Genomic DNA, 25,942 nt, shown 5'->3' with positions numbered 1-25,942 from the left:
GCCGATGGTGCCGATGTTGACGTGCGGTTTGTTCCGTTCAAACTTGGACTTCGCCATATTGCGGCCATCCCCATTCAAGGGGGCCGCCGCAAGAAACGGACGGCCCGATTCAATACCACGGCGCATTTATCCCTGCCGCCGCGGATTTTCAAGGCGTTGTGGAAAAAACTGACGTGATTCAGCCGCGTTATGCTTACTGAGCCGCAGCGCCGGCTTCCCGGACGAGGGGTTTTGCGCTCGGATCGAAGAACTGCGGGTTTTTACCGAGCCAGTCTTCGATCGCCAGCGCGGTGTTGAAGGCGAGGTTCTCAAGCTGCTCTTCGGCGGATTTCGTCAGGCCCGAGCCGATGGCCGTGCCCGCAGAAAGCGTCTCAAAAACGGTGAGCTGTTCGGGCTTTTCGTTCAGCTTTTTGCCGCCCGCGGTGTCCGACATCAGCGTGACCGAGACGATCATCACCGATTTCGGCGAGACGACCAGCGGCACACCGGGGGGCGCCAGGGCATAGCCGTCAACATTGATGCCCAGGTGATAGAAGGCATTGCCATCGAGGCGGGTGAAGCGGTCTTTCACCGCTTTGCTGACCGCGGCCTCAAGCTGCGCGGAAGTGGCATCGCGTGAGATCGGCGCTTTGGTCGCGTTTTCGGCGATCACCACCGCGTGGCCGAGCTTGAAATGCTGGGTCAGCATGGCCGGCGGCGGGGTCAGCCCGGTGCGGGTTTCGCAGGCCGAGAGGGCCAGGGCTGCGATCATCAGGGCGGCGGGCAGACGAAAACGGGTCATGTAACTCTCCGGCAGACAGCTTTGGGATAGCGGATGCCCGGGCTTCGGGCAACGAAGTTGCGCAAAGGCACGGCGATTTCCGCCCCCTGCGACAAGCCTTCGACCCGCAGGGTGGTTCCGGAAGGGGTGCAGATCGCTCTTGCAGAGACGCGGGTCCGGGGGCAATTTGCCCTGATACAGGAGACCTGACTGATGATCCGTCCGCTGAATCCCGCCATGGCCGCCACTTTTGCCCCGCCGGTGATGGAGGCGCACCGCTGGCGGGCGTCCACGGTGCTGCCCGCCGGGCTGTCGCTGATCAATGTCTCGCAGGCGGCGCCCACGGATGTGCCGCCGCTGCCGCTGCGCCAGGCGATTGCGGATGCGGCCCTGAACCTGCCGGCGGCGCATCTTTATGGTGCGGTTCTGGGCATGGATGAGTTGCGCGCAGAGATCGCGCAGCAGTGGTCGCAGGCCTATGCGGGGCAGATCACCGCCGCGCAGGTGGCGATCACCCAGGGGTGCAATCAGGCCTTCTGCGCCGTCCTGGCCACCCTGGCCGCCCCCGGCGATGAGGTGATCCTGACCGTGCCGTGGTATTTCAACCACAAGATGTGGCTCGATATGCAGGGCGTGAAGGCCGTTCCGCTGACCCCTGGTGCGGGGCTGATCCCTGAGGCAGAGGCCGCCGCGCGGCTGATCACCGATCGCACCCGCGCGATTGTTCTGGTCTCGCCCAATAATCCGGGCGGCGCGGAATATCCCGCTGAGACGATGGCTGCGTTTCGCGATCTCTGCCGCGCGCGCGGCATCACGCTGATCGTCGATGAGACCTACCGCGATTTCGACAGCCGTGACGGTCGGGTGCATGATCTTTTCATGGATCCGGACTGGTCGGATGTTCTGGTGCAGCTTTACAGCTTTTCAAAGGCATATCGCCTGACCGGGCACCGCGTGGGGGCCATCGTCGCCTCAGAGGCGCGGATGGCTGAGGTGGAGAAATTCCTTGATACCGTGGCGATCTGCCCGGGGCAGCTGGGCCAGATCGCAGCGCTTTGGGGGATGCGGAACCTTGGGCCCTGGGTTGAGGGCGAGCGTCAGGAAATCCTGAACCGCCGCCGTGCCGTGGAAGCTGCCATGGCCGATCTGCCGGGCTGGGAGCTGATGGGGGCCGGGGCATTCTTTGCCTATGCGCGCCATCCCTTTGCGGGCAGGGGGCCGGAGATCGCCAGGGCGATCCTTGCACAGCAGGGCATCCTGATGCTGCCGGGCACGATGTTTAACCCCGAAGGCGCGGCAGAGGCCCATGGACAGATGCGGATCGCCTTCGCCAATTGCGATGCTGCGGGGCTGCAGGAGATGGCCTCGCGCCTCGCGCGGCTGACGCTGACGCGCCGTTGAACCGGCGCTGACATGGCTAAGGGATTGCTCCGGCAGGCTGCAACCCTTAGACAAACGGAAAGTTTTCAGACCGGAGGGGTTGATGGCGAAGGGTGGCAAGGCGGGACAGCTGTTCGTCTGGGTTCTGATGGCATTGCTCATCATTGGCCTCAGCGGGTTTGGCGTCAGCAATTTCGGCGGCAATGTGCGCAACATCGGCTCGGTCTCGGGCGAGGATATCTCGACCACTGAGTATTTCCGGGCTTTGCGCTCGGATCTGAATGCGCTTTCTGCGCAGACGGGCAAGCCGCTGAGCTTCAATGAAGCTGCGGCCTTTGGCTTTGACGGTGCGGTGCGCCAGCGTCTGGTGACGCAGGGCGTGCTTGATGCCGAAGCGAAGCGCATCGGGATTTCGGCCGGCGATCAGCGTCTTGCGACGGAGATCCGCCTGACCCCCTCGTTTGCCGGGGCCAATGGCCAGTTCGACCGCGGGGCCTACAGCGGTATGCTGCGCGACAACGGCTGGTCGGAAGCTGAGTTTGAAGGCCGGATGCGCCGGGATCTGGCCCGGGGCCTTCTGCAGACCGCTGTGGTCGCGGGGATGCCCGGCTCGGATGTCGCGGCCTCGACTTTCCTTGATTACATCGAAGAGCGCCGCAGCTTCAGCCTGCTGCGTCTGAGCGCCGAAAACCTGCCCGCGCCGGTGGCGACCCCGGATGCGGCTGCAGTGAAGGCCTGGTATGACGCGCATCCCGCGGAGTTCACCAAGCCGGAAACCCGCCGCATCACCTATATCACCCTGATGACCGATGATGTGGCCAGGACCACTGAGGTGGATGAGGCTGAACTGCGCCGGCTCTATGAGCAGCGTCTGTCCGACTACGTCCAGCCCGAGCGTCGTCTGGTTGAGCGGCTGATCTATCCCGATCAGGCTGCCGCAGAGGCCGCAAAGGCCCGTCTTGATGCGGGCAGCGTGACGTTTGATGACCTGGTGACCGAGCGTGGCCTGACGCTGAACGACATCGATCTGGGCGATCTGAGCCGCGACGATCTGGGCGAAGCGGCCGAGGGCGTGTTTGCTCTCACCGCGCCTGGCGTGGCAGGCCCGCTGCCGACCCCGCTGGGCCCGGCACTCTTCCGGATGAACGCGGTTCTTGCGGCCGAAGAAGTGACCTTTGAGCAGGCGAAAGCCGATCTGGTCTCGGAGTTTGCGCAGGATGCGGCCCGCCGCGCCATTGCCACCCGCGTCAACGAGCTGGAAGACATTCTGGCCGGTGGCGTGACCCTGGAGGATGCCGCAAAAGAAGCCGGCATGACCCTCGGCAGCATGCAATTGACCGCCGACAGCGATGAAGGTCTGGCCGCCTATCCCGCCTTCCGCGCCAAGGCGCTGGAGGCAGGCGAGCGTGACTTTGCGCATGGCTTCCTTCTGGAAGACGGCAGCCTTGTGGCGCTGCGCCTCGACGGCATCGACGCGCCCGCGCTTCAGCCGCTGGACGCGGTGAGCGAGCAGGCGAAAGCCGCGGCCTTTGCCGCTGCCGAGCGTGAGGCGCTCGCGGCGCGCGCCGCTGAGCTGCAAAAAGCGATCACCGAAGGTGCCGATCCGGCCAGCCTCGGCGTTGTTGAGGTGCACAGCGATATGCCGCGCGGCGGTCGTGTTGACGGCGCCCCTGCCTCGCTGCTGGCGGATGTCTTCGCGCTGCAGGCCGAAGGGGATCTGACCACCGTCAGCGCCGGCGATTTCACCGCCGTTCTGCGCCTCGACACCATCCGCAAGGCGGATCACGACAGCGAAGAGGCCCGTCTGCTGGTCTCGACCGTCTCGTCGCAGATCGGCCAGGACATGGGGCAGGATGCCTTTGCGCTGCTGGCAGCGGCACTGGAAACAGGGGCGGATATCTCGCTCGATCAGGCGGCGATTGAAGCCGTCCATGCGCAGATGCGCTGAAATCTGACTGTAGAAGGCTGACCGACATGACACTGGTTCCTGGTTTCGACGCTTTTGAAAAAGGCTGGAATGAGGGCAGGAACCAGGTCGTCTGGACCCGGCTTGCGGCAGATCTCGACACGCCGGTCTCGCTGATGCTGAAGCTCGCGGAAGCGCGCTCGGATACTTTCATGCTGGAATCGGTGACCGGCGGGGAGATCCGCGGCCGCTATTCGGTGGTCGGCATGAAGCCCGATCTGATCTGGCAGTGCCACGGCGCGCAGAGCCGCATCAACCGCCAGGCCCGCTATGAGGCCAATGCCTTTGAGGATCTGGAGGGTCATCCCCTTGAGACCCTGCGCGCGCTGATCGCGGATTGCGCCATTGATATGCCGCCGGCACTGCCGCCGATCGCGGCGGGGCTCTTTGGCTATCTGGGCTATGATATGATCCGTCTGGTCGAGCATCTGCCGAATGTGCCGCAAGACACCCTGGGCCTGCCCGATGCGGTGCTGATGCGGCCTTCGGTGATTGCGGTTCTCGACGGGGTGAAGGGTGAGGTGACTCTGGTCGCCCCGGCCTGGGTGGCCTCGGGCCTTTCGGCGCGGGCGGCCTATGCCCAGGCGGCAGAGCGGGTGATGGATGCGCTGAAGGATCTCGACCGCGCACCGGCGGCGCCGCGCGATCTGGGCGAAGTGGCGCAGGTTGGTGAGCTGCGGTCGAACTTCACGCCCGAGGGCTATAAGGCCGCTGTGCTGAAGGCCAAGGATTACATTAAAGCGGGCGATATCTTCCAATGCGTGCCGAGCCAGCGCTGGTCGCTGGATTTCCCGCTGCCGCCCTTCGCGCTTTACCGCTCGCTGCGCCGGACCAATCCGTCGCCCTTCATGTTCTTCTTCAACTTCGGCGGCTTCCAGGTGGTCGGGGCCAGCCCCGAGATTCTGGTGCGTCTGCGCGAGGGGGAGGTGACGGTCCGCCCGATCGCCGGAACCCGCAAGCGGGGGGCCAATGAGGCAGAGGACAAGGCTTTGGAGGCCGATCTGCTGTCGGATCCCAAAGAGCTGGCCGAACATCTGATGCTGCTGGATCTGGGGCGCAATGACGTAGGCCGGGTGGCAAAGATTGGCACGGTGCGTCCGACCGAGAAGTTCATCATCGAGCGCTATTCCCACGTCATGCATATCGTCTCCAACGTTGTGGGCGAGATTGCCGAGGGTGAGGATGCGCTTTCGGCGCTGCTGGCGGGGCTTCCGGCAGGGACGGTCTCCGGCGCGCCCAAGGTGCGGGCCATGGAGATCATCGACGAGCTGGAGCCGGAAAAGCGCGGCGTTTATGGCGGCGGCGTCGGCTATTTCGCCGCCAATGGTGAGATGGACTTCTGCATCGCGCTGCGCACGGCGGTGGTGAAAGACGAGACCATGTATATCCAGGCCGGGGGCGGTGTTGTTTACGACAGCGACCCGGAAGCGGAATTTGAAGAGACGGTGAATAAATCCGGAGCCCTCCGGCGCGCGGCGCAGGATGCGGGGCTTTTTGTTCGGCGCGGCAATCACTGAGACGGTGAGCGCGCCGCGCGCCTGCCCCGCACGAAGAGTCTGTGTCAGCAGCCACTCAACGCCCTTCTCCCCAATCCGACCGCGCCAGCGGGTCAGAGAGGCGGGCTCAATCGAAGGGCGGTGCTGAAGAAAACCTCTCCGGTGAAATGCTGATCGCAGGGGGGGCTCAACCTGGCGGGCCACCACCGCCTCATCCGAGGCGTGCTGCAGATAAAGCAACCCGCCAACAGCCGCGGTGACGTCGCAGGACGGCCGCAGTGGGGCGGGAAGAAGCCGGAGCATTCCGGCTCGAACAGATCCCGGTCGATCATACCGGCCAGTTTCACCCGCTCATGCCGCGGATTGATCAGATCGACCAGGCGGGGATGAAAAGATCATCCTGTTCTTCGGCGCGAGGACCATGCTTCATGGTCGGAGCCCTGCAATGAAATGTGAGAAAAATCGCGCTGATTGTACATAAATACAAACACTTACGGATTGTTCAGGACGACCTGAATACTCTCGGGTGGGGTCCGGGGAGGGCAGACAGCCCTCCCCCGGCTTTATCACTCAGAGCCAGTCGCGCAGAATGGGGATCAGCGGGATATCCGCCGGCGGCATCGGATAGTCCTTCAGTGCCGTCGGGGCCACCCATTTCAGCACCTGCCCTTCGCGCGGCTCAGGGGTGCCCTGCCAGCGGCGGCAGACGAAAAGCGGCATCAGCAGATGGAAGTTTTCATAATGATGTGAGGCAAAGGTCAGCGGAGCGAGGCAGGAGGACCAGGTATCGATCCCCAGTTCTTCCTTCAGCTCGCGGATCAGAGCCTCTTCCGGGGTCTCTCCCTTTTCGACCTTGCCGCCGGGGAACTCCCAGAGCCCGGCGAGGGATTTCCCTTCGGGACGCTGCGCCAGCAGCACGCGGCCATCTGTATCGATCAGCGCAACGGCCGAGACCAGAACCAGTTTCATCTTATCGCTGTCCCTGAAATGCGAAGGCCGGGGGCGCTGCCCCCGGACCCCCGGAGTATTTTTAAAAGCCAAAGCCGCGGTGGCGTCAGGAGCGGTAATCGGCGTTGATGTCGATGTAGCCATGGGTCAGGTCACAGGTCCAGACGGTACGCGATGCACTGCCGAGGCCCAGATCAACGCTGAGGACAAGGTCATCATTTTTCATATAGGCAGAGGTTTCTGCCTCGGAGTACTTCGGGTTCCGCCAGCCTTTTTCGGCCACGAGAATATCGCCAAAACGGATGGAAAGAAGATCGCGGTCGGCCTTTGCGCCGGATTTACCGACGGCCATCACGACGCGGCCCCAGTTTGCATCCTCGCCCGCGATTGCGGTTTTCACGAGGGGTGAATTCGCAATCGCCATGGCGACCCGGTGGGCATCCTGTGCATCCGCAGCACCGGTGACGCGGATTTCGATGAATTTTGACGCACCTTCACCGTCGCGCACGACCTGTTTTGCCAGATCGAGCATGACTGATTTCAGCGCGGCATCGAAATCCTTTGCCACTTTTGAGCGCATATCGGTGATCGGAGCTGCCGGCGATTTGCCGGTGGCTGCAAGGATCAGCGCGTCGGAGGTGGAGGTGTCACTGTCGACCGTGATGCAGTTGAAGGTCTCATCCACCTGGCGGCTGAGCATCTTTTGCAAAAGCGCCGGCGCGATTTTCGCATCCGTAAAGATATAGACCAGCATCGTCGCCATATCGGGCGCGATCATCCCCGAGCCTTTGGCGATGCCGGAGATTCGGATTTCGCCGCCTTCGCCCTGCAGGGTGGCTGAGGCGCCCTTGGGGAAGGTGTCGGTGGTCATGATGGCGCGCGCCGCGGCGGTGATGCCTTTGGCGTCGAGGGTCGTACTGAGGCCGTCCAGCGCTTCGACGATTTTTTCATGTGGCAGCGGCTCGCCGATCACCCCGGTGGAGGAGGTGAAGACGCGCGCGGCGGGAAGGCCGAGCTTTTCGCTGACGGCTTTGGCGATGGCATCCACGGAGGCCTGGCCCGCAGCGCCGGTGAAGGCATTGGCATTCCCGGAGTTCACGAGGATCGCTGCGCCCTCAGTGCTGTCTTTGGGCGAGAGCTTCGCCTGGGCGTCGAGCACGCAGGCGGCGCGGGTTGAGGAGCGCGTAAAGGCGCCCGCAATTGCCGTGCCGGGGGCGAGGCGCGCCAGCATCACATCGGTGCGGCCCTTGTAGCGCACGCCTGCTGCTGCGGCGGCGAAGTCCACTCCGGCGATTTCCGGCAGATCGGGGAAAGCGGCCGGGGCAAGCGGCGAGACCGGGTGGGCCTTTTTCGCTGCCGCTGCAGGTGCGCAGACCGCGCCCGCAGCGACCGGGGGGGAGGCCTGAGCCTCCACCTGGTCTTTGAGTTTTTTAAGTTTTTTCTTCAGAGCCTTCGCCCGCGACTTCCAGTCTTTGCCGGCCATGGCGCCCTCAGTTCTTGAAGAGGTCAGATTTAAGGATCGCAGGATCGATCCCGTCCGACTTCCGCTCAATCTTCGCAGCCGCTTCGGCCGCTTTGATTTTGTCATCCACGGCGGCCTGTTCCAGCTCCATGGTCAGCTCGGCTTTGACGTCTTCGAGCTTTGGGGTTTCGGCCTGACGGGTCTCATTCAGTTTGACGATATGCCAGCCGAACTGGGTCTGCACCGGAGCCGAGATTTCGCCCGCCTTGAGGGCCAGCACCGCGTCTTCAAAGGGCTTTACCATCATTCCAAGGCCAAACCAACCCAGCGAGCCGCCGCCCTGAGCCGAGCCGTCGGTCGAATGGGCACGGGCGAGTTCCGCGAAATCGGCACCATTGTCGAGCTCGGCCTTCAGCTTCTTCGCCTCTTCTTCCTCGGCCACGAGGATATGCGAGGCGTTATACTCAGTCGCCGGTGCCGCATCTTTATAACGGGCGTCCCAGGCTTTTTGCAGTTCCTCATCGGTCACTGCGGCTTTCACGGCGGTCTGCAGCGCGAGGCCCGCCAGATAAGCGCGGCGGTCGTTCTCAAGGGTCAGCTCATCGCGTTTGGCGATCAGGCTCTCGCCTTCGGTGGCCAGCGCGGTCTGCTGGATCACCTGATCAAGCAGGCCTTTGAAAAGAACATCGTCGGGCAGCTGGCGATATTGCTCGGAGAGCTGGTCGCGAAGCACGGAAAGGTGACCCAGCGTAATTTCCTGACCATTCACCGTAGCAACAACGGTCGAGGCGTCCTGCGCCAGGGCCGGAAGGGCGGCTGTGGTGGCCAGAAGGGCCAGTGCGAAGCCGCATGCGCGCATTTTCATCGGTCTTTTCTCCCCAAACCGCACAGGTCGGCGGCGTTGACACCTTGCAGACGGCCACTTACATCGCGAAGGTCGCAATGCCGGACCGCGTGCCCTTTGTGCTTCTTCTAGGCAAGGGCGGGAAGCGGAGCAAGTCCGGCGTCGTGGCGGACGCATCACGAACGGCTCAGCCGTTCAGAGGAGACGAGATAATATGCTGGGATTCGGAGCACTGGCGCGCAAAATGTTCGGCTCGCCGAATGACCGCCTGGTGAAGTCAGTTCGCCCGCTGGTCGCACAGATCAACGCGCTTGAGCCCGAGTTTAAGGCGTTGTCGGATCAGGGGCTGATCGACAAAACCGAAGAGCTGAAAGCCCGCGTGGCCAAGGGTGCCTCGCTGGATGAGATTTTGCCGGAAGCCTTTGCAAACTGCCGTGAAGGCGCACGCCGGGCCATTGGCCTGCGCGCCTTTGACACCCAGCTGATGGGCGGCGTTTTCCTGCATCAGGGCAATATTGCTGAGATGAAGACCGGTGAGGGCAAGACCCTTGTCGCGACCTTCCCGGCCTATCTGAACGCGCTTGCGGGCAAGGGCGTTCATGTCGTCACCGTCAACGATTATCTGGCAAAGCGTGACGCGGAATGGATGAGCAAGGTTTACGGCGCTCTGGGTCTTTCGACCGGTGTGGTCGTGCCCTGGCAGCCCGAGGATGAGAAGCGCGCGGCCTATGCCTGCGATATCACCTATGCCACCAACAACGAGCTGGGCTTCGATTATCTGCGCGACAATATGAAGATGCGCGTTGAAGAAATGGCCCAGCGTGGTCACTTCTTTGCGATCGTCGATGAGGTCGACTCGATCCTGATCGATGAGGCGCGCACGCCGCTGATCATCTCGGGCCCCTCGCAGGACCGCTCGGATCTTTATAAGGCCGTGGATGTTCTGATCCCGCTGGTCGTGGAAGAGCATTACAAGCTTGATGAGAAACAGCGCTCGGTGACCTGGACCGAAGAGGGCAATGAGTTCGTTGAGAACAAACTGCTGGAAATCGGCCTGCTGCCCGAGGGGCAGTCGCTTTATGATCCCGAAAGCACCTCGCTGGTTCACCATATGACCCAGGCGCTGCGGTCGCATAAACTTTACCTCAAAGACCAGCATTACATCGTCCGTGACGGTGAGGTCATGCTGATCGACGAATTCACCGGTCGGATGATGAAGGGCCGCCGTCTGTCGGAAGGTCTGCATCAGGCGATTGAGGCCAAAGAGAACGTGCAGATCCAGCCGGAGAACACGACCCTCGCCTCGGTGACCTTCCAGAACTACTTCCGCCTTTACGACAAACTCTCGGGCATGACCGGGACGGCGGCGACGGAAGCTGAGGAATTTGCCGAGATTTATCGACTCGGCGTGGTCGAAGTGCCGACCAACCGCCCCGTGCAGCGCAAAGATGAGCATGATGCCGTCTACCGCTCGGCGGCGGAGAAATACAAAGCCATCGTCGAAGAGATCAAAAAGGGCCATGCCACCGGCCAGCCGATGCTGGTGGGCACCACCTCGATCGAAAAATCCGAGATGCTCTCGGCCATGCTGACCGAAGCCGGGGTTCCGCATAACGTGCTGAACGCGCGTCAGCACGAGCAGGAGGCCCAGATTGTGGCCGATGCCGGTAAACTCGGCGCGGTGACGATTGCGACCAATATGGCCGGTCGCGGCACCGATATTAAACTCGGCGGCAATGTTGAGTTCAAAGTGATGGAAGCCATCGCCGCGAACCCCGAAGCCGATCCCGATGCGATCCGCGCGCAGATTGAGGCTGAGCATGAAGCCGCTGAGGCGGAAGTCAAAGCCGCAGGCGGTCTCTTCGTTCTGGCGACCGAGCGTCACGAATCGCGCCGGATCGACAACCAGCTGCGCGGCCGTTCGGGCCGTCAGGGGGATCCGGGCCGCTCGGCGTTCTATCTGTCGCTTGATGACGATCTGATGCGCATCTTCGGCTCGGAGCGTCTCGATAAGATGCTCTCGACGCTGGGCATGAAAGAAGGCGAGGCGATCGTTCACCCCTGGGTCAACAAATCGCTGGAGAAGGCGCAGGCCAAGGTTGAGGCCCGCAACTTCGACATCCGCAAGCAGCTGCTGAAATACGACGATGTGATGAACGATCAGCGTAAAGCGATCTTCAGCCAGCGTCTCGATATCATGCAGGCCGAAGATCTGGGCGAGATCGTTGAGGATATGCGCGTTCAGGTCATCGAAGATCTGGTCGATCAGTATATGCCGCCGAAGACCTTCCCCGATCAGTGGAACATGGATGGTCTGGCCGAAGCTCTGCGCGAAAAGCTGACCATGGATCCGCCGATTGCGGACTGGGCCCGCGAAGACGGCGTTGATCAGCAGGCCATGACGGACCGCCTGATCGAGGCCTCGGAAAGCATGATGGCTGAAAAAGTCGCGGCTTTCGGCGCGGAGACCATGCGCGATATTCAAAAGCAGGTTCTGCTCCAGGCGATTGACGCGAAATGGCGTGAGCATATTCTGCGCCTCGATCATCTGCGCTCGGTCATTCACTTCCGCGGCTATGCACAGCGCGATCCGCTGAACGAATATAAGACCGAAGCCTTTGCTCTCTTTGAGACGATGCTTGAGGCGCTGCGCGGTGATGTCACCCAGCACCTCTCGCGCATCCGCCCGCTCTCGGATGAAGAGCGCGAGCAGATGATGCGTCAGATGCTGGCCCAGCAGCAGGGTCTTGCCGCCCCCGCTCCGGAGCCGGAAGCCCCCGCCGCTGCACCGGGTTTTGATGAGGCCGATCCCGCGACCTGGGGTAACCCCAGCCGCAACGATCTCTGCCCCTGCGGTTCGGGAGAGAAGTTCAAGCACTGCCACGGCCGTCTCGACTGAGACAACTGCGGCGGCATTGTGAAGCTTTCAGGCGGGCCGGGCGGAATCTTTCCCCCGGCCCGCCATTGTCTTGCCGCTTTCGCGGCTCAGAAGGTTGAGAGATCGTAAAGGGAGCGGGAGAGGTCGGGCCATGACGAAGCAACAGATGATCCGCGTAGGGGCCATTGTCACCGTAACGGCGGTGTCCTTCGTCGCGCTGCAGATGGCAGGTGATAAAGGCGGGCCCGCCGCCCCTGTGCAGATGGCGGCCGCGGCTGTCCCCGCCGCAGACCCGGCCCCCGCAGCCGCCGCCCGCGTTGAACCCGCCCGCGCTGAACCCGCCGCCCCGGCTGCGGTGGTCACCTCTGCTCCGGTCATCATAGAGCAGACAGCAGACAGCAGTCTCGACGCGCCTCTCGCGGACAGCCCTGTCATCGCCGACTGCCGCGAAGATATGGCGCTGATCCCTCAGGCCGGTGCGATGCTGGATCTGGGGCTGCTGGCCCCCTGCCGCCCGAATGAGCGCGTGGTGATCCGCCACGGCGGTCTGGTCATCACCGGCCAAACCTCGCAGGCGGGCACGCTGATCGCCTCTGTCCCGGCCTTTACCGCCCCGGCAGAGGTGCGGATGGACTTTGCCGACGGCACCTCGATTTCGCAATCCGTTGAGATCGAAGGCCTGGATGATTTCGACCGCTTTGCCGTGCAATGGATGGAGGGCGATGCCTTCTCGCTGCACGCCCTGACGCCGGGTGCGGATTACGACAGCGTCTGGCATCTTTCCGCGATCAACCCCGGTCGTGGCTCGGAAGAGGGGCATTTCATCTCGGTGCTGGGCGATCCCTCAGCCGAGCGTCCGCTGATGGCAGAGGTTTACACCTGGCCCAAAGGGCAGGCCGCCGCCGACAGCGCGATTGCCTTTTCGCTGGAGGCCGCCGTCACGCCGCAAAGCTGTGGCCGTGAGATGCCCGCCGAAACCCTGCAATTCAGCGGCGGCAAGCTTCTGGTGCGCGAGCTGTCGATCTCGATGCCGGACTGCACCGCGACCGGGGAATTCCTGGTCTTGCCAAATCCCGTCAGCCCGGAGAAACTTGCCGCCAACTGACCCGGCGTGCTGGATATCTTATGGCTTCCCTGTTTCGCGCGGCGGTAATTTCCGCCGCGTTTTTCGTATCCGCTCCGGGTCCTGCCCTTGCTGACGATGTGACGCTCCGCGCCCGCTCCGGCCCGATGGAGGTCTCCGGCACGCTGGTCTCTTTTGATGGTGAGACCTACCGCCTTGACAGCCGCTGGGGCCGCCTGACGCTGGAGGCCGCCGCCGTAGACTGCGAGGGACCTGGCTGCCCGGAACTACAAAGCTTTGCCCCCGAGCTGCGCGTGATGGCGGATGAGACCCTTGGCGATCACCTGCTCCTGCCGCTCCTCACAGCCTGGGGCGAGCAGGAGGGGCTGACGCTCAGCTCTGCCGGTCCCCGTCACACCCTGGCAGGCCCGGACGGCACAGCGCGGCTGCATCTGCGCCGCCTTGCGCCCGCGACTGATCTCACAGCGGCTCTGGCCGCGGGAGAGGCCGATGCCGCCCTGGTGCTGCCGCCTGCGGGCGGCGGGCGCGCCACGGGTCGCCCGGTTGCCCGCCTGCCGCTGGTGCTGGCCTCGGCCCCCGATGCGCCCCAGGGCATTCTGACCCGCGAGGCGCTGCGCAAAGCCCGCAGCACGGACGGCAACTGGAGCGCCCTGACCGGCAGCGGGCACCCCCTGGTCTGGCACAGCGCGGGCCGCTTTGCCGATCTCGCGGCCCTCGACCGCTTTGGTCCTACCCGCTTTGCCCCGCAAACCTCCGCGGATACGGCGGCGGTGGTTGCGGCGCTGAAGCGGGATCCCTGGGGTCTGGCCCTGCTGCCCGCCCCCCTGCCTGAGGGGCTGGTCGAGCGCGCGGTGGCCGACAGTTGCGGGCTGATCCGCGATGCCTCGCCCTTCGCCCTGGCCGCCGGAGAGCACCCCCTCGCGGTCACGCTGCTCTGGCAGGGCGCGGGCCGCCGTCTGCCCGCTGAGGCGCGCCGCTTCGCAGATTTCGCGACCAGCCGCGTCGTGACCGGGGCCCCGATGGCTGAAGCGCTGCCCCTGACAGGCCAGGGCACCCGGCTCAGTAATGCGCTGCGCGTGCGCAACCCCGATGTCAGCCTTCAGGATCTGCAGGAGGCGGTGGAGCTGTTGTCCCCCGGTCGCCGTCTTCCGCTGACCATCCGCTATGACAGCAGCGGCGCCCCCGACAGCGATGGCCGCGCCGCCATGGAGGCGCTGATCGCGCTCAGCGATGCCGGAGCCTTCCGGGGCCACAGCCTTCTCTTCGCGGGCTTCACCCCCTCGGCGGGCAAGGGCCCGGCCAATCGCAAAGCCTCCGCCGCCATGGCCGCAGCACAGCGCCGCCTCTTTGAAGCGGGCCTGCCCGAGGGTCGCCCGCGCCCCGAAACCGCTGAGGCGGGCTTGGGCGAAGCTCTGCCCATCGCCTGCGACGACAGCCCCGAGGGCCGCGCCCTGAACCGGCGTGTTGAGATCTGGCTGCTGCCCGCGCCGTAAAGTTATCCCCGTTTTCCCCAGGGGCTCACTTTCCTGGGGACAGTTCTCACCTTCGACTCTGCCCCCCTCACCGGACGCGGTACAAGCGGTTCCGGCCCCGGATTCGCGCCATTTCGGCGGGTTTTCGCGGGCTGGGACCGCTTTTTTTCACTCCCGGGGTTATCCGAAGTCTTGTCCACAGAATTCTGGAAACTGTCCCCCGATGTTTTGCTTTACAGGGTTTCCACCGACTGCCACCATATCTAGTAATATCCCACATGATGTTGCGGATCGCGGCGGCTGAGAGCCTGGTAGTATGGGTGGTCGGCGCGATTCTTTTCAGGGGAAGGACCTCCCGTGGCGATTGCCGAAGACTTCGACTTCCACGATGACCTGCACCCGATCGACATGGTTGAGTCGCTGGCCGCGCATCACGCCTGGGATTTCGACCGGGTGACGGATGATCAGATCGCCATGACGGTGGACGGGCAGTGGCGCAGCTATGCGCTGACCCTGGCCTGGTCAGAGCGCGATGAGACGCTGCGCCTTCTGTGCACCTTCGAGATGGAGCCTCCTGAGGGCCGCGAGGCGGAACTCCTCAACATGCTCAACCGCGTGAATGATGACTGCTGGACGGGCTCGTTCAACTGGTGGTCGGACCAGAAGATGATGGTCTGGCGGTATGGGCTGATCCTCAGCCCCGGCCATGGTGCCAGCATGGATCAGCTTGACCGTATGATCCGCTCGGCGGTGGGTGCGGCAGAGCGTTTCTACCCGGCCTTCCAGCTTGTCTCCTGGGGCGGTCAGTCGCCCGATGACGCGCTGAAGATCGCCATGGCCGACGCCTGGGGCCGCGCCTGAGCCCTTGCCCCTCGCCGGTCGCGCGCTTAGGCTGAGCCCGTGCGACCAGAGGGGCAAGAGATGGATTTCTCAGAGATTTCGCAACGCGGCCTCGTGCTGCTTGGCGCGGGTAAAATGGGCTCGGCCCTGCTGCAGGGCTGGCTGGCCCGGGGCCTTGCCCCGGATGCTGTCTACGCCGTCGATCCCCATCCCTCTGACTGGCTGAAGGCCCAGGGCGTGCAGATCAACGCGCCTCTGCCTGCCGATCCCGCCGTGGTCCTGGTGGCGGTCAAGCCGCAGATGATGGGCGCGGCACTGCCGCAACTGCAAAGCTATGGCGGCGGGCGCACGCTCTTTGTCTCCGTGGCCGCAGGCACCACCATCGCCGCCTATGAGGCCGTGCTGGGCGGCGCCACCCCCATCGTGCGCTCGATGCCCAATACGCCTGCTGCGGTGGGCCGTGGCATCACCGCCATCATCGGCAATGCCCATGCCACAGCCGCCCATGTCGACACCGCAGAGGCGCTTCTCAGTGCTGTGGGTCAGGTCGTCCGCCTTGAGACCGAGGCCCAGATCGATGCGGTCACCGCCGTCTCGGGCTCCGGCCCGGCCTATGTCTTTCACCTGATCGAGGCGCTGGCCGCCGCAGGTGAGGCTGAGGGGCTGCCGCCGGAAATGGCCATGCAGCTTGCCCGCGCCACCATCATCGGCGCGGGAGAGCTGGCCCGCCAGGCCCCTGAAAGTGCTGCGCAACTGCGCATCAATGTCACCTCCCCCGGCGGCACCACCGCCGCCGCCCTTGAGGTGCTGATGGAGCCCGGGACCGGCTTCCCGCCGCTTCTCAAACGCGCCGTCAAAGCCGCGGCCGACCGCGGAAGGGCCCTCGGAAAATGACCATCTCATGGGAGGAATTTGAGAAGGTCGACATCCGCTCCGGCCGCATCATCGCGGCCGAACCCTATCCGGAAGCCCGCAAACCCGCGATCAAACTGCAGGTCGATTTCGGCCCCGGGATCGGCGTCAAACGCTCCTCCGCGCAGCTGACGGCGCATTACACCACTGAGAGCCTGATCGGCCGCCAGGTGCTGGCCGTCGTCAACTTCCCTCCGCGACAGATCGGCAAATTCCTCTCCGAGGTTCTGGTCCTCGGCCTGCCCGACGCCCAGGGCGATGTGATCCTCGTGCAACCCGACATGCCGGTCCCGGACGGAGTGAAACTCTTCTGATGCTGAAGCTCCTGATCAGTCGAACCCTGCCCGAGCGTATCGAGGCTGAGGCCCGCAGCCTTTACGATGTCACCCTGCGCCGCGAAACCACGCCGATGACCGAAGCAGAGGTCAGCGCCGCGCTGCAAAGCTATGACGCCATCCTCTGCACCCTGGGCGACAGCTTCTCCGCCGCCGCCATCAAAGCCGCAGGTCAAAGCCCCCGCTGCCGCCTGATCGCCAATTTCGGCGTCGGCTATAACCATATCGCGACGCAGGCCGCCAAAGCCGCCGGGATCGCGGTCACCAATACCCCCGGCGCCGTCACCGATGCCACCGCCGACATCGGTATGACGCTTCTGCTGATGACCGCCCGCCGCGCGGCCGAAGGCGAGCGCCTCGCCCGCTCCGGCACCTGGACCGGCTGGCAGCCCACCCAGATGCTCGGCCAGCATGTCAGCGGCAAAACCCTCAGCATCATCGGCATGGGCCGCATCGGCAAAGCCATCGCCAAACGCGCGCATTACGGCTTTGGCATGGAGGTGCGCTTCTTCAACCGCTCTGCGGTCCCCGATCCCGGCCTGCCCGCCACGCAGCTTGGCACCCTGAGAGAGGCGATGCGCTCTGACTTCGTCGTGATCGCCGTCCCCGCCAGCCCCGCCACCCGCCATCTGATCGATGAGACAGCCCTTGCCGCCATGCCGCCACAGGGCATCCTCATCAATATCGCCCGCGGCGATATCATCGACGAAAGCGCCCTCATCAAGGCGCTGCAGGCGCGCTGCATCGCCGGCGCGGGCCTCGACGTCTATGAGTTTGAGCCCGCCATCCCTGACGCCCTCCGCGCCCTCGACAATGTGACGCTCCTGCCGCATCTCGGCACCTCGGTTCTCGAAGTGCGCGAAGACATGGGCCGCCTTGCGCTGCAAAATATCGCCGATTTCGCCGCCGACCGCCCGCTCTCCACACCGGTCTGACAGCAAAAGACGAGGCTTCGCGGACTTTGGTTTCTCTTAAATCCTAGCCTTGAATAATCCGTAAACGCTTGTTTTTGTGTTAAATCTGCGTGATTTTTCACGTATTTCATTGCAGGGTTTCGAATATTTTCTTTCGAAACCCTGCAGGTTCGGCTCCGACCATGAAGCATGGTCCTCGCGCTGAAGAACAGGATGACCTTCTTCGCCCCGCCTGGTCGATATAGTCGATCCACGGCATGAGCTGGTGAAACTGACCGCCATGATCGACCGGGAGGTGTTTGAGCGGGAATACTCCGGCTTCTTTCCGCCCCACCGCGGCTGGTGGCCGGGGTGCTTTATCTGCAGCACGCCGTCTTCTGCCGGATCTCCCCCTAGGCGACCTCCGCCAGGCTGGCGCTGATCCCAGGGGCGATGGCAGGATCTATGCTCTGCACGCCCCGAAGTGGACTGCATCGCAAAGGGCAAGGCACGGGTGCGCTAGGGGTTCGGCTGTAAACTCAGCATTGCCACCAGCCTCGATGAGGGCCTTGTGCCCCGCATGCGCCGCTTTGTCGGTAACCCTATGACGGTCATAGGCTTTGCGGGCGCTGAAGCAGGGCGAAATCCTCACCGACCAGCGCCCCGAACTGTCGGTGTCGATCGCGGCTATCGCGGCCGCAGTGGCGTTCGAACCGCGATGCATTTGGCTGGCTGAAGGCTTTGTTCTGAGAAAAGCCAAAAACAAGAGCCGCGCCCGGTTACCGGCCGCGGCTCTTTATGTCGTTGCGGCAAAGATCAGACTTTGTCGTGATAGGCGATGATCTTCACATCTGCGCCCGGGGTACCCTTCGCGCGCCGGGTTGCCAGGCGGTTCAGCGCATTCAGATAGGCCTTGGCGGAAGCCACAATGGTGTCAGTATCTGAGCCGTGCCCCATCGAGACGAAGCCGTCTTCCTCAAGGCGCACAGAGACTGTGGCCTGGGCGTCGGTGCCTTCGGTGACGGCACCCACCTGATAGAGCTGCAGATTGGCCTGATGGGGCCACAGGGCTTTGATTGCGTTGAAGGTCGCATCGACGGAACCATCGCCGGTGGCATCGGTGCTTTTCTCAACACCCTCGATCACCAGGGTGATCTCGGCTTCCTGCGGGCCTTCGGTGCCGGAGATCACGCGCAGCCGCTTCAGCTTCAGGGTGTCGCTTTCGGTATTGGCAGCCTGATCCGCGACCAGAGCGACCAGATCGTCGTCATAGACTTCCTTCTTGCGGTCCGCGAGCGCCTTGAAGCGAACGAAGACATCGTTCAGCTGGTTGTCGGCCAGCTCAAAGCCGAGGTCTTTCATCTTCGAGCGCAGAGCGGCGCGGCCCGAGTGTTTGCCCATCGCGATGTTCTTCGCGGTCAGGCCGATGTCTTCGGGCTTCATGATCTCAAAGGTTTCGACGTTCTTCAGCACGCCGTCCTGATGGATGCCCGATTCGTGCAGGAAGGCGTTTTTGCCGACCACGGCTTTGTTGAACTGCACCGGGAAGCCGGAGACGGCCGAGACACGGCGGCTCAGGTTCATGATTTTGGTGGTGTCGATGCCGGTGCGGTAGGGCAGGATGTCGTTGCGCACGCGCATCGCCATGACGACTTCTTCCAGCGCCGTATTGCCCGCGCGCTCGCCCAGACCGTTGATGGTGCATTCGATCTGGCGGGCACCAGCCTCCACGGCGGCCAGCGAGTTGGCGGTCGCCATGCCGAGGTCATTGTGGCAGTGGGTGGCGAAAATCACCTCATCCGCGCCGGGAACTTTTTCCAGCAGCATGCGGATGATTTCAGCCGATTCAAAGGGATAGGTATAGCCCACGGTGTCGGGGATATTGATGGTCGTCGCACCCGCTTTGATCGCAATTTCCACCACGCGGCAGAGATAGTCGCGTTCCGTGCGGGTGGCATCCATTGCCGACCACTGCACATCCTCGCAGAGATTGCGGGCATGGGTGACGGTCTGATGGATCAGATCAGCCATCTGGTCCATATTGAGGTTCGGGATCGCGCGATGCAGCGGCGAGGTGCCGATAAAGGTATGGATGCGCGGTTTGGCGGCGCTGCGCACCGCTTCCCAGCAGCGGTCGATGTCTTTGAAATTGGCGCGCGACAGCCCGCAGATGGTCGAGTTTTTGCTGCGCTTTGCGATTTCGGAAACGGCGGCGAAATCGCCCTCCGAGGCGATCGGGAAACCGGCCTCAATCACGTCGACGCCCATCTCATCGAGCAGGCCCGCGATTTCCAGCTTTTCAGCATGGGTCATGGTCGCGCCGGGCGATTGTTCGCCGTCACGCAGAGTGGTGTCAAAAATGATTACGCGGGGTTGATCGGTCATCGCCTGAACTCCTTTGGGTTTTGCTTCTGTCTTCGGGCGCTGGTCACCTCTGAGCGGTCGCGCCCGTGGGCACGCTCAGAGGAGCGTAAGAAGAAGCAGACCCCGGGAGAGGCTGAGCGCGGCGGGAGTGCCGGCATGCGCGATATGTTGGTCCCGTGTCATACCTGGAACTATACTCAGCCTGATGCGGTTGAAAAGACCGAATATTGCTTTTCAACGCGCTAAATTTTTCGAATTTTCGGCTCAGCCTGCAGGCGTTGCGGGACATGCGTCTCCCGGGAGGCACCGGCGGGGGAGGCAGACTGAGGCATGCCGGTGCGGATCGCTGCCTGCTGCGGGACGGCTTTTCCCGGGCGGGCTGTGCGCCGGTGATGTGTTTCGTCAAAGATGTCGGAGACTGATTTTGCGGCAGGTGGCCAGGGGCCTGTTCGTCAGACTATTTCGCTCTGCTGCAGGGATGCCCTGAAATGGCGCGGTATGACGCCGATTGAGGAAGGGCAGATCGGGCAGGCGCGGGTCGACCGGGGCGATTCTGACGAAGAGAGGCATATGCTGGCGGCACAGGATGGTCTGCCTTGCGGCACTTAAAGCCCGGGGCAGTCTGAGAACGTTCCGGACGAAAGACGCGCGGCTCTGGCGGTCCGGATGCCGTGCTGAGGAAATATTCTTCCGGGCGGGGCTGGGAGTGCCAGGGGTCTGTCCGATGTTTTTGGGGGCCGAGCGGACAGGATCGGGCAATGAAAAACCCCCGAAGGCCAGGCCCTGGGGGTTCACCATCGGTGACCTAAGTCACCCAGTGTTCGAAATCGCTCAGAGAGCGCCTTCGCGCTGCGCTTTCTTGCGCGCGAGTTTACGCGCACGGCGGATCGCTTCGGCTTGCTCACGGGCTTTTTTGACGGACGGTTTCTCGAAATGCTGCTTGAGCTTCATTTCGCGGAAGACGCCTTCGCGCTGGAGCTTTTTCTTCAGAGCCCGGAGGGCCTGATCGACGTTATTGTCGCGAACGCTGACCTGCATGTGGTTTTCACCACCTTTCTAGGTTTGAGTTGCACTGAATGTGCAGGCCTGGCGCCTATAGCAAAAGGCGGGGAAGTTGTCTACCCTGCCGGTCTGCAAAGCGGAGGCTGAGATGACCGGGCTGAAAGCAAAACTGGCACGGGCGGCACTGGATCACGTGCCATTTGATGGCTGGTCGGATGCGACTCTGGCGGCCGCTGCCCGCGATATTGGCATCGATCCGGCCCTCGCGCGCGTGCATATGCCGCGCGGCGGCGCAGATCTGGCGCTGACCGCGCATCGCCTGGGCGATGAAGCGCTGCGCGACAAAGCGGCTCAGATCGATCTCAGCGCTTTGCGGTTTCGCGAGCGAATCACTGAACTGGTCATGATGCGCCTCGAGGCTGCCGGTGACCGTGATGTCGTGCGGGCGGCCAGCGCGCTTCTGGCGCTGCCGCATCTGGCGGCAGAGGGGGCTTCGGCCATCTGGCAGACGGCGGATCTGATCTGGAAACTCGCCGGAGACAGCGCCACGGGCTTCAGCCATTACTCCAAGCGCGCCACGCTTTCAGCGGTCTATGGCGCAACCGTTCTTTACTGGCTGGGTGATGAGAGTGAAGGCGCGGCGGACACCCGGGGCTTTCTCGACCGCCGCATCGCCTCGGTGATGCGGTTTGAGCAGGCCAAGGCAGATCTGCGGAAAAATCCGCTGACGGTCCCTCTGCGCATTTTGAAACGTGCAACCGCGCGGCCCGGCGTTCAGTAAATATACCGGATCTGCTCAGTCCAGTAGCGCTCCATCCGGCGCAGGGCTGAGTTGACCGTCTCCATCGAATCGGGGTTCACGATACTGCGGGCCACCAGACTTTCTGCGTGGCGGGCGAAAAGCTCATGCATCAGGATGCGCACTTCGCGGCCCTTGTCGGTTAGCCGGACCCGGACTGAGCGGCGGTCAATCTCAGACCGCTGGTGGTGCATATAGCCCAGTTCCACCAGCTTTTTCAGATTATAGCTGACGTTGGAGCCCTGGTAATAGCCGCGGGTTTTCAACTCTCCGGCCGTTACCTCATTCTCGCCGATGTTGAAGAGCAGCAGGGCCTGGACGGAGTTGATCTCCAGCATGCCCAGCCGTTCAAATTCATCTTTGATGACGTCCAGCAGCAGGCGGTGAAGCCTTTCCACCAGGGCAAGGTTTTCAAGATATCCGGGCATCAACCCGCGGACGGAGGGATCGGGAACGCGGCTTTGAAACGACATGGAGGACTCCGGCTGAACGCGAAAGTTCAGGCAGAATCACCGCAAATGTCCAGGATAGGGTAAACCGCGCGTCAGTGATGTGCGCGAAGCCGCGCCCGGGCAAAGACGCCGATCTCCGCGATCAGATCGCGCAGCGCCTCCGGGGCCTCCGCCTGGCCGAGAACCCAAGGGAGAAGGTCCTGATCGTTCTCATCCAGAAGCTGCTCATAGGTGTCGAGTTTCGCGCCACTCAGATCCGCCAGATGCACATCCGACCAGGGCCCGAGCACCAGATCCATCTCTTTGGTGCCGCGCCGCCAGGAGCGCATGGAAAGCCGCTTGAGGCGGTGTTCGTGAAGTTCGGACATGGGGCTCCCCTCGGAATGGCGACGGCGCCCTGAATGGCGTCAAAGCAGGCAGTGCGCAAGGGGCCCGGGGCATTGCAGGGGGCCTGGGGGCGATAAGCCTTGAACCGTTTCCCCCGTGGTCCTATGAGATCGTCTCGGAAAGTTCAAACCGAGGCCGATCATGTCCTTCCTCTCCGAGACGCTTGCCCGCGTGAAACCGTCTGCCACCATCGCGATTTCGAACAAGGCGCGTGAGCTGACTGCCCAGGGGCGCGACGTGATCGCGCTGTCGGCAGGCGAGCCTGACTTCGACACGCCGCAGAACATCAAAGATGCTGCGAAACGCGCGATTGATGCGGGCAAAACCAAATATACCGCCGTTGACGGCACCCCGGCGCTGAAAGCCGCGATCTGCGCAAAATTTGAGCGCGAGAACGGTCTGACCTATAAGCCCTCGCAGGTGACCGTTGGCACCGGCGGCAAGCAGATCCTTTATAACGCCCTCGTGGCCACCATGAACCCCGGCGATGAGGTTCTGATCCCGGCGCCTTACTGGGTGTCTTACCCGGATATGGTTCTGCTGGCGGGCGGCACCCCGGTCTCGGTCGAATGCCCGGCGCAGACCGGCTACAAGCTGACCCCTGAGCAGCTGGAAGCCGCGATCACGCCGAAGACCAAATGGTTCATCTTCAACTCGCCGTCGAACCCGACGGGTGCGGGCTATACCCGCGCTGAGCTGAAGGCCCTGACCGATGTTCTGATGCGTCACCCGCATGTCTGGGTCATGACCGATGACATGTATGAGCATCTGGTGTTTGACGATTTCGAATTCGTCACCCCCGCTCAGGTTGAGCCTGGCCTTTACGACCGCACCCTGACCTGCAATGGCGTCTCGAAAGCCTATGCCATGACCGGCTGGCGCATTGGCTATGCCGCGGGTCCGGAAGAGCTGATCAAGGCCATGGGCAAGATCCAGTCGCAATCGACCTCGAACCCCTCGTCGATCAGCCAGGAAGCCGCCACTGAGGCGCTGAACGGCCCGCAGGATTACATCGTCGAATCGCGCAAAGTCTTCCAGCGCCGCCGCGATCTGGTGGTGAAGATGCTCAACGAGGCCCCTGGCGTGATCTGCCCGGTTCCGGAAGGCGCTTTCTACGTCTATCCGACCATCAATGGCTGCATCGGCAAAACCTCTGCCTCGGGCGTGAAAATCGAAAACGACGAAGATTTCGCCAATGCGCTGCTGGAAGAAACCGGCGTGGCGGTGGTCTTCGGCGCGGCCTTCGGCCTCAGCCCGGCGTTCCGCGTCAGCTATGCGACCTCGGATGAGATCCTGGTCGATGCCTGCACCCGCATTCAGACCTTCTGCAAAGGCCTGAAATAAGCCTTTCAGAGATCCGACGGATCAGGGCGGCCCTTCGGGGTCGCCCTTTTTCTTGACCGCAGGCGCTCTGCCGCTCAGGTTGCGGGCGAGAGGGAGGCCCGTCATGTCTGAAACTGCCGTCACGCATTACTTCCGCCACCGCGACAACGGGGCTTCGGTCTTTCGCATCGCGCCTGAAAACCGGCTGCGGCGGGTGGAGCTGGTGGAGATTGCCTTTGTGAATGTCAAAAACGGCAATATCCGCGCCCATGGCGGGGCGGTGCTGACGCCGGAGGATCATGCCGCCATCGCCTGCTGGCTGGAGGAGCGGCGGGGCGAGCTGGCCGCGCGCGAGGCTGAGGATGCGCTGCGCCTTGCCGATGCGCTGAATGCCACCGCCCATTGGGTGCAAAGCCGCGCCACAGCCGCGGAGGCTGAGGTGGTGACGGACCGCCTGCTCTATGCCATGCAGGATCTGCGCGAGGCCCTGGTGCGCCGCCGCGCGGAAGCCATCGCCAAAGATCAGGAGTGATCCCAGGGCATGGCGCGCTTTTCCAAAAAGGCCTGCATGCCGGCCGCCGTCTGCGGCTCCATCAGGTTGTCGGTGATGGCGCGGCTGCCGGTGGCCCAGGCCTCTGCGAGCGGCTGGTCGAGCTGCGCGTAAAACGCGGGCTTGCCGATGCGAAGGGCTGCGGGAAGTTTCGCCGCCAGGACATCGGCCATGGCCCCGACCTCTGCCTCCAGCGCCTCGGCGGGGACGGAACGGTTGATCAGACCAAGCTCCGCCGCGCGGCTGGCCGGAATGAAACTGCCGGTCGCCAGCATCTCAAAGGCCTGTTTGCGCGGGATATTGCGGCTCAGCGCCACCATGGGGGTTGAGCAGAAAAGCCCGATATTGACGCCATTGACGCCGAATTTCGTCTCCTCGGCTGCGATCGCCAGATCACAGACGGCCACCATCTGACAGCCCGCCGCCGTGGCGATGCCATGCACCTGTGCGATGACCGGCTGCGGCAGGTTGCGGATCTGCTCCATCATCTGCGTGCAGCGGGCAAGCAGATCCTGGTAGGCCGCGCGGCCCCCGTCGGGACGGCTGCGCCAGCTTTGCATCTCGCGCAGATCATGCCCGGCGCAAAATCCCCGTCCCGCCCCTTTCAGGATCACCACACGGCTGTCGCCTGCTGCGATGCGGCTCAGGGCCGCGCTCAGCGCTGCGATCATCGCCTCTGACAGCGCGTTCAGCGTGGCGGGACTGTTGAGGGTGAGTGTCGTTACGTCACCCCTGCGGGTTTCGGTCAGAATGCTCTCAATCATATTGCGCCTCCCTGCGTCTGTGCAAAACTCTACAACAGAGGGACGCGGGAGGAGACAGCAAATGATGGCGGCAACGCTGGGGCCGGAGGATCTGACCCAACTGATGGATCAGGTTTTTCCACAGGTCTCAAAGGGATTCGTAATCGAAGAGGTGACGCGCAGCGGCGTGCAGGTGCGGCTGGTCACCACCGAGGAGCATCTGCGGCCGGGGGGCACGCTCTCGGGGCCCTCGATGTTCGCGCTGGCCGATGTGGGGGTCTATCTCGCGATCCTGGCACGTCTTGGTCCGGTGACGCTGGCGGTGACCACCTCCTCCAGCATGGACTTCATGCGCAAGCCTGAGGCCGGGCGCGATCTCATTGCGGATGTAACGCTTTTAAAACTGGGGCGGATTCTGGCGGTTGGCGATGTGCTGATCCGCTCGGACGGGCGTGAAGAGGTGGTGGCGCGGGCGACCATGACCTATTCCATCCCGCCGCGCTGACGGCTGAACCCGGGGGACGCTGCGCGCCCTCCGGGTCTCTGCTTTAAATCGGCAGGATCACTCCGCCGGGGTGTCGAGGCTGTCGTCCTCGCCGGTTTCCTGCGCTGTCTCGCCGGAGGGGATGGCAGAGGTCTGCGGGGCCGGGGCAGGCTCCGCCGTTGCCGCCGGGGCAGGGCGCGAGAAGCGGCCTTCCACTTCGGCACCGGATTCGATGATCAGGCGGGGGCTCTGCACATCGGATTTGAGCCTGGCCGACTGGCGCAGCGTCAGTGCCGAGCAGGTGATCGCGCCTTCGACATAGCCCAGCACATCCACCAGACCCGCCTGGATGCGGCCCTTCATATGGCCATCGGGGCCGACGGTCAGAACCGAAGCCGCCATTTCCCCATCCACCTGGCCGTGCAGCTCAATGCTGCCCTCAGAGGCAACCACGCCGGTAATGATAAGGTCAGAGGCCAGAACCGAGACCTGGCCGCGGGTGGCGGCGGGGCTGCGTTCGTCCTGGGACTTGCTGAACATGAAGGGTTCTCCATTTGAGAGCGGCCAC

General features: G+C 63.4%; 24 protein-coding genes and 2 pseudogenes. 15 read left to right on the top strand and 11 right to left on the bottom strand.

The genetic code is table 11. The features are described from left to right. Positions 1 to 193 precede the first annotated feature (193 nt). Positions 194 to 781 (bottom strand): hypothetical protein, encoded by a 588-nt coding sequence (locus tag EG244_RS05925; RefSeq protein ID WP_124964089.1) that lies wholly within the window; start codon positions 779 to 781, stop codon positions 194 to 196. A gap of 192 nt (positions 782 to 973) precedes the next feature. Between EG244_RS05925 and EG244_RS05920 the strand changes: the two genes are divergently transcribed. From EG244_RS05920 to trpE, 3 genes are all read left to right on the top strand, one after another. Continuing rightward, positions 974 to 2,161 carry an aminotransferase gene (locus EG244_RS05920; RefSeq protein ID WP_124964088.1) on the top strand — a complete coding sequence of 396 codons (1,188 nt, stop codon included), beginning with the start codon at positions 974 to 976 and terminating at the stop codon, positions 2,159 to 2,161. An 82-nt stretch (positions 2,162 to 2,243) separates the two neighbouring features. Next, on the top strand, positions 2,244 to 4,088 hold the full coding sequence (locus EG244_RS05915) for a peptidylprolyl isomerase (RefSeq protein ID WP_124964087.1): 1,845 nt from the start codon (positions 2,244 to 2,246) through the stop codon (positions 4,086 to 4,088). Positions 4,089 to 4,114: 26 nt separating this feature from the next. After that, positions 4,115 to 5,623 (top strand): anthranilate synthase component I, encoded by a 1,509-nt coding sequence (trpE, locus tag EG244_RS05910; protein WP_124964086.1) that lies wholly within the window; start codon positions 4,115 to 4,117, stop codon positions 5,621 to 5,623. A 6-nt stretch (positions 5,624 to 5,629) separates the two neighbouring features. Here trpE and EG244_RS20850 read toward each other — a convergent pair. From EG244_RS20850 to EG244_RS05895, 4 genes and pseudogenes are all read right to left on the bottom strand, one after another. Next, positions 5,630 to 6,032, bottom strand: a pseudogene (locus EG244_RS20850) (IS5/IS1182 family transposase); the annotation flags it as partial. A gap of 140 nt (positions 6,033 to 6,172) precedes the next feature. Beyond that, positions 6,173 to 6,571 carry an 8-oxo-dGTP diphosphatase MutT gene (mutT, locus tag EG244_RS05905; RefSeq protein WP_124964085.1) on the bottom strand — a complete coding sequence of 133 codons (399 nt, stop codon included), beginning with the start codon at positions 6,569 to 6,571 and terminating at the stop codon, positions 6,173 to 6,175. Positions 6,572 to 6,656: 85 nt separating this feature from the next. Continuing rightward, on the bottom strand, positions 6,657 to 8,033 hold the full coding sequence (gene argJ, locus EG244_RS05900) for a bifunctional glutamate N-acetyltransferase/amino-acid acetyltransferase ArgJ (protein WP_124964084.1): 1,377 nt from the start codon (positions 8,031 to 8,033) through the stop codon (positions 6,657 to 6,659). A 7-nt stretch (positions 8,034 to 8,040) separates the two neighbouring features. After that, positions 8,041 to 8,877 carry a peptidylprolyl isomerase gene (locus EG244_RS05895; protein WP_124964083.1) on the bottom strand — a complete coding sequence of 279 codons (837 nt, stop codon included), beginning with the start codon at positions 8,875 to 8,877 and terminating at the stop codon, positions 8,041 to 8,043. Between the two features lie 193 nt (positions 8,878 to 9,070). Here EG244_RS05895 and secA point away from each other — a divergent pair, with 193 nt between their 5' ends. From secA to EG244_RS21435, 8 genes and pseudogenes are all read left to right on the top strand, one after another. After that, positions 9,071 to 11,755 carry a preprotein translocase subunit SecA gene (gene secA, locus EG244_RS05890; RefSeq protein WP_124964082.1) on the top strand — a complete coding sequence of 895 codons (2,685 nt, stop codon included), beginning with the start codon at positions 9,071 to 9,073 and terminating at the stop codon, positions 11,753 to 11,755. A gap of 130 nt (positions 11,756 to 11,885) precedes the next feature. Further along, positions 11,886 to 12,839, top strand: a complete 954-nt coding sequence (locus EG244_RS05885; protein ID WP_124964081.1) for a hypothetical protein — start codon at positions 11,886 to 11,888, stop codon at positions 12,837 to 12,839. A gap of 20 nt (positions 12,840 to 12,859) precedes the next feature. Beyond that, positions 12,860 to 14,311: an OmpA family protein gene (locus EG244_RS05880; protein WP_124964080.1), complete on the top strand. Its 1,452-nt coding sequence runs from the start codon at positions 12,860 to 12,862 to the stop codon at positions 14,309 to 14,311. Positions 14,312 to 14,647: 336 nt separating this feature from the next. Beyond that, on the top strand, positions 14,648 to 15,151 hold the full coding sequence (locus tag EG244_RS05875; RefSeq protein WP_124964079.1) for a type III secretion system chaperone family protein: 504 nt from the start codon (positions 14,648 to 14,650) through the stop codon (positions 15,149 to 15,151). 60 nt (positions 15,152 to 15,211) lie between these two features. Next, positions 15,212 to 16,024: a pyrroline-5-carboxylate reductase gene (gene proC / locus EG244_RS05870; protein ID WP_124964078.1), complete on the top strand. Its 813-nt coding sequence runs from the start codon at positions 15,212 to 15,214 to the stop codon at positions 16,022 to 16,024. Then, a complete protein-coding gene (locus EG244_RS05865) occupies positions 16,021 to 16,356 on the top strand; it encodes a tRNA-binding protein (protein WP_124964077.1) in 336 nt (111 codons plus the stop codon). Before proC ends, EG244_RS05865 begins: the two co-directional genes overlap by 4 nt. A gap of 2 nt (positions 16,357 to 16,358) precedes the next feature. Continuing rightward, positions 16,359 to 17,312, top strand: a complete 954-nt coding sequence (locus EG244_RS05860; protein ID WP_124964099.1) for a 2-hydroxyacid dehydrogenase — start codon at positions 16,359 to 16,361, stop codon at positions 17,310 to 17,312. A 161-nt stretch (positions 17,313 to 17,473) separates the two neighbouring features. Next, positions 17,474 to 17,663 (top strand): annotated as a pseudogene (locus EG244_RS21435) (IS5/IS1182 family transposase); the annotation flags it as partial. Between the two features lie 423 nt (positions 17,664 to 18,086). Here EG244_RS21435 and EG244_RS05855 read toward each other — a convergent pair. Next, positions 18,087 to 19,655, bottom strand: coding sequence for a 2-isopropylmalate synthase (locus tag EG244_RS05855; RefSeq protein ID WP_124964076.1), 1,569 nt, complete (start codon positions 19,653 to 19,655; stop codon positions 18,087 to 18,089). A gap of 810 nt (positions 19,656 to 20,465) precedes the next feature. Further along, on the bottom strand, positions 20,466 to 20,672 hold the full coding sequence (gene rpsU / locus EG244_RS05850; RefSeq protein WP_124964075.1) for a 30S ribosomal protein S21: 207 nt from the start codon (positions 20,670 to 20,672) through the stop codon (positions 20,466 to 20,468). 112 nt (positions 20,673 to 20,784) lie between these two features. On the opposite strand from rpsU, the gene EG244_RS05845 reads away from it, so the two are divergent. Then, positions 20,785 to 21,417, top strand: coding sequence for a COQ9 family protein (locus EG244_RS05845; protein ID WP_124964074.1), 633 nt, complete (start codon positions 20,785 to 20,787; stop codon positions 21,415 to 21,417). Here EG244_RS05845 and EG244_RS05840 read toward each other — a convergent pair. Then, on the bottom strand, positions 21,411 to 21,908 hold the full coding sequence (locus EG244_RS05840; protein WP_124964073.1) for a MarR family winged helix-turn-helix transcriptional regulator: 498 nt from the start codon (positions 21,906 to 21,908) through the stop codon (positions 21,411 to 21,413). The genes EG244_RS05845 and EG244_RS05840 overlap by 7 nt on opposite strands. 71 nt (positions 21,909 to 21,979) lie before the next feature. Then, complete coding sequence (locus EG244_RS05835; protein WP_124964072.1) at positions 21,980 to 22,255, bottom strand: FAD assembly factor SdhE; 276 nt, start codon at positions 22,253 to 22,255, stop codon at positions 21,980 to 21,982. A gap of 160 nt (positions 22,256 to 22,415) precedes the next feature. Here EG244_RS05835 and EG244_RS05830 point away from each other — a divergent pair, with 160 nt between their 5' ends. Together EG244_RS05830 and EG244_RS05825 are read left to right on the top strand one after the other, a co-directional pair. Next, positions 22,416 to 23,618 (top strand): pyridoxal phosphate-dependent aminotransferase, encoded by a 1,203-nt coding sequence (locus EG244_RS05830; RefSeq protein WP_124964071.1) that lies wholly within the window; start codon positions 22,416 to 22,418, stop codon positions 23,616 to 23,618. A 103-nt stretch (positions 23,619 to 23,721) separates the two neighbouring features. Further along, complete coding sequence (locus tag EG244_RS05825; RefSeq protein ID WP_124964070.1) at positions 23,722 to 24,129, top strand: hypothetical protein; 408 nt, start codon at positions 23,722 to 23,724, stop codon at positions 24,127 to 24,129. On the opposite strand, the gene EG244_RS05820 is transcribed toward EG244_RS05825, so the two are convergent. Next, a complete protein-coding gene (locus EG244_RS05820; RefSeq protein WP_124964069.1) occupies positions 24,120 to 24,911 on the bottom strand; it encodes an enoyl-CoA hydratase in 792 nt (263 codons plus the stop codon). The genes EG244_RS05825 and EG244_RS05820 overlap by 10 nt on opposite strands. 64 nt (positions 24,912 to 24,975) lie before the next feature. On the opposite strand from EG244_RS05820, the gene EG244_RS05815 reads away from it, so the two are divergent. Further along, complete coding sequence (locus EG244_RS05815) at positions 24,976 to 25,395, top strand: PaaI family thioesterase (protein WP_124964098.1); 420 nt, start codon at positions 24,976 to 24,978, stop codon at positions 25,393 to 25,395. Between the two features lie 57 nt (positions 25,396 to 25,452). Here the strand turns inward: EG244_RS05815 and EG244_RS05810 are convergent, their stop codons facing one another. Next, positions 25,453 to 25,914, bottom strand: a complete 462-nt coding sequence (locus EG244_RS05810; protein ID WP_124964068.1) for a bactofilin family protein — start codon at positions 25,912 to 25,914, stop codon at positions 25,453 to 25,455. Positions 25,915 to 25,942: the final 28 nt, after the last annotated feature.

This window comes from Falsigemmobacter faecalis (assembly GCF_003863335.1).
GTDB classification, from domain to species: domain Bacteria; phylum Pseudomonadota; class Alphaproteobacteria; order Rhodobacterales; family Rhodobacteraceae; genus Wagnerdoeblera; species Wagnerdoeblera faecalis.
Note: the sequence above shows the minus strand (reverse complement) of the source record. Positions and strands in the feature narration are given on the sequence as shown.

What these genes read in the sequence shown, in the direction of transcription:
- EG244_RS05885 (WP_124964081.1), top strand. Translation starts at nt 11,886, where the DNA reads ATGACGAAGCAACAGATGATCCGCGTAGGGGCCATTGTCACCGTAACG.
- rpsU (WP_124964075.1), bottom strand. Translation starts at nt 20,672, where the DNA reads ATGCAGGTCAGCGTTCGCGACAATAACGTCGATCAGGCCCTCCGGGCT.
- EG244_RS05835 (WP_124964072.1), bottom strand. Translation starts at nt 22,255, where the DNA reads ATGTCCGAACTTCACGAACACCGCCTCAAGCGGCTTTCCATGCGCTCC.
- secA (WP_124964082.1), top strand. Translation starts at nt 9,071, where the DNA reads ATGCTGGGATTCGGAGCACTGGCGCGCAAAATGTTCGGCTCGCCGAAT.
- EG244_RS05830 (WP_124964071.1), top strand. Translation starts at nt 22,416, where the DNA reads ATGTCCTTCCTCTCCGAGACGCTTGCCCGCGTGAAACCGTCTGCCACC.
- EG244_RS05915 (WP_124964087.1), top strand. Translation starts at nt 2,244, where the DNA reads ATGGCGAAGGGTGGCAAGGCGGGACAGCTGTTCGTCTGGGTTCTGATG.
- EG244_RS05820 (WP_124964069.1), bottom strand. Translation starts at nt 24,911, where the DNA reads ATGATTGAGAGCATTCTGACCGAAACCCGCAGGGGTGACGTAACGACA.
- trpE (WP_124964086.1), top strand. Translation starts at nt 4,115, where the DNA reads ATGACACTGGTTCCTGGTTTCGACGCTTTTGAAAAAGGCTGGAATGAG.
- EG244_RS05895 (WP_124964083.1), bottom strand. Translation starts at nt 8,877, where the DNA reads ATGAAAATGCGCGCATGCGGCTTCGCACTGGCCCTTCTGGCCACCACA.
- EG244_RS05810 (WP_124964068.1), bottom strand. Translation starts at nt 25,914, where the DNA reads ATGTTCAGCAAGTCCCAGGACGAACGCAGCCCCGCCGCCACCCGCGGC.
- EG244_RS05815 (WP_124964098.1), top strand. Translation starts at nt 24,976, where the DNA reads ATGGCGGCAACGCTGGGGCCGGAGGATCTGACCCAACTGATGGATCAG.
- EG244_RS05845 (WP_124964074.1), top strand. Translation starts at nt 20,785, where the DNA reads ATGACCGGGCTGAAAGCAAAACTGGCACGGGCGGCACTGGATCACGTG.
- mutT (WP_124964085.1), bottom strand. Translation starts at nt 6,571, where the DNA reads ATGAAACTGGTTCTGGTCTCGGCCGTTGCGCTGATCGATACAGATGGC.
- EG244_RS05825 (WP_124964070.1), top strand. Translation starts at nt 23,722, where the DNA reads ATGTCTGAAACTGCCGTCACGCATTACTTCCGCCACCGCGACAACGGG.
- EG244_RS05855 (WP_124964076.1), bottom strand. Translation starts at nt 19,655, where the DNA reads ATGACCGATCAACCCCGCGTAATCATTTTTGACACCACTCTGCGTGAC.
- EG244_RS05880 (WP_124964080.1), top strand. Translation starts at nt 12,860, where the DNA reads ATGGCTTCCCTGTTTCGCGCGGCGGTAATTTCCGCCGCGTTTTTCGTA.
- argJ (WP_124964084.1), bottom strand. Translation starts at nt 8,033, where the DNA reads ATGGCCGGCAAAGACTGGAAGTCGCGGGCGAAGGCTCTGAAGAAAAAA.
- EG244_RS05840 (WP_124964073.1), bottom strand. Translation starts at nt 21,908, where the DNA reads ATGTCGTTTCAAAGCCGCGTTCCCGATCCCTCCGTCCGCGGGTTGATG.
- EG244_RS05865 (WP_124964077.1), top strand. Translation starts at nt 16,021, where the DNA reads ATGACCATCTCATGGGAGGAATTTGAGAAGGTCGACATCCGCTCCGGC.
- EG244_RS05925 (WP_124964089.1), bottom strand. Translation starts at nt 781, where the DNA reads ATGACCCGTTTTCGTCTGCCCGCCGCCCTGATGATCGCAGCCCTGGCC.
- EG244_RS05920 (WP_124964088.1), top strand. Translation starts at nt 974, where the DNA reads ATGATCCGTCCGCTGAATCCCGCCATGGCCGCCACTTTTGCCCCGCCG.
- proC (WP_124964078.1), top strand. Translation starts at nt 15,212, where the DNA reads ATGGATTTCTCAGAGATTTCGCAACGCGGCCTCGTGCTGCTTGGCGCG.